1 protein-coding gene and 1 pseudogene are annotated in these 1,797 nt (G+C 67.4%); both read left to right on the plus strand.

Translation table 11 applies throughout. The annotated features are described in order from the left end of the window. Positions 1-854, plus strand: an 854-nt coding sequence (locus GX015_RS06240; protein ID WP_291343656.1) for a 3-hydroxyacyl-CoA dehydrogenase family protein, incomplete at its 5' end; no start/stop codon positions are given. Between the two features lie 444 nt (positions 855-1,298). Further along, a pseudogene (locus GX015_RS06245) lies at positions 1,299-1,797 on the plus strand (hypothetical protein); the annotation flags it as partial.

The following is a 1,797-nucleotide window of genomic DNA, read 5'->3' on the forward strand; positions in this document are numbered from 1 at the left end:
CCGAGCTCGCCTCCCACGTGGAGCGCACGGGCGACTTCATCGGCCTGCACTTCTTCTCCCCGGTGGACAAGATGCAGCTGCTGGAGATCATCTCCGGCGACGAGACCGACCCGAAGACGCTGGCCGCGGCACTGGACTTCGCGGTGCAGATCCGCAAGATCCCGATCGTGGTCACCGACTCCCGCGGCTTCTACACCTCGCGCGTGATCGGCACCGTGATCAACGAGGCGATCCGCATGGTCGCCGAGGGTTACGAGCCCGCCACCGTGGAGGCCGCCGCCCGCCAGGCCGGCTACCCCGCCGCGCAGCTGCAGCTGGCCGACGAGCTCAACCTGAAGCTGATGCGCAAGATCAGCGAGGAAAACGAGGCCGCCGCCCGCGAACGCGGCGAGTCGCTCGACGACGGCGGCGTGTCCGCTCTGGTCAACCGCATGATCGACGAGTTCGAGCGTCCCGGCAAGCTCGAGGGCCGCGGTTTCTACGAGTACGCCGATGGCCGCCGCCAGGGCCTGTGGGATGGCCTGCGCACCGAGCTCGGCGCCGGTTCCATCGACGCCGACGACGTGGTCATGCAGGACCTCATCGACCGCATGCTGTTCATCGAGGCCGTGGAGACTCAGAAGTGCGTCGACGAGGGCGTGGTCCTCCACGACGCCGACGCCAACATCGGCTCCATCTTCGGCATCGGCTACCCGGCGTGGACCGGTGGCACGCGCCAGTTCATCAAGAACTACGACGGAGTCGCCGCCGATGGTTCCGAGCAGCGCGGCGTCTCCGGCTTCGTGTCCCGCGCCGAGGAGCTGGCCGAGAAGTACGGCGAGCGCTTCACCCCGCCGGCGTCGCTGAAGGGCTGACCAGCGAGTTAGATCGACGGACGCTTCCCCGGGGGACAAAAACGGGTTAATCGTCCGCCGGCATTTCCACCGAAACCGGCCATCCGCATCATCGCGGATGGCCGGTTTTCGCCGCTTCCGGCGCCGCCCACACTGCGGAGCAGGTTTTCACCCGTCCCCCCGCCGCCATTCACCCGCACACGGTAGACTCGCCCCACAAGCCCCATGTGCCTCTATGGCCACATGGTTCACACCAGTTCACGGCCTGGATCACGTCAGCCCCTGCTTTTCGACGCCCGCGTGGAATCCACGCACCTGCACGATGCAGTTCGTCGTAAAGCGAAAAGCGGGTGTGCAATTCACCCATCCGACTTTTATAACGGCTCGGCAACGATTAGGCTGTGAACGTTGTTGCGTGGCCGGAACGAGCCGGTCGCGTTCGTCGTCACCCACGAAGGCAGCTCAATGCGAATCCGTACAGTTCTGGCAACCCTCGCCGCGACCGCCGTCGCCGCCGTCACCCTGCCGATGGCCGCGCAGGCCGCGCCCGGCAACACCGTCGTCTTCGGCGACTCCCTGCCGGCCAACCCGACCGTCGGCGACTACCTCCACGGCAAGGCCAACCTGCCCATCCCGGGCGGCCGCAAGAACGACCTGAACTGCGGCACCGACTTCCTGTTCTCCAACGCCGTCGGCGAATCCAACGGCGGCAACGTCGCCGACTACACCTGCGCCGGCGCCTCCTTCCGCACCGGCGGCATGCGCATCATCGACCAGATCAACCGCGCCGCCGAGACCGGTGCGCTCGACGCCGGCACCCGCGAGGTCGTCATCCTCGCCGGCGGCAACGACACCTACCCGTACATCCTGAACGACCGCATGCCCATGCCGGAGATCCAGGAGAACCTCCGCGTCGCCGCCCGCGACGCCGTCAACCGCGCCAAGCAGGTCGCCCCCAACGCCC

Origin of the sequence: Corynebacterium sp., from assembly GCF_012837295.1 — a bacterium.
Lineage (GTDB): Bacteria > Actinomycetota > Actinomycetes > Mycobacteriales > Mycobacteriaceae > Corynebacterium.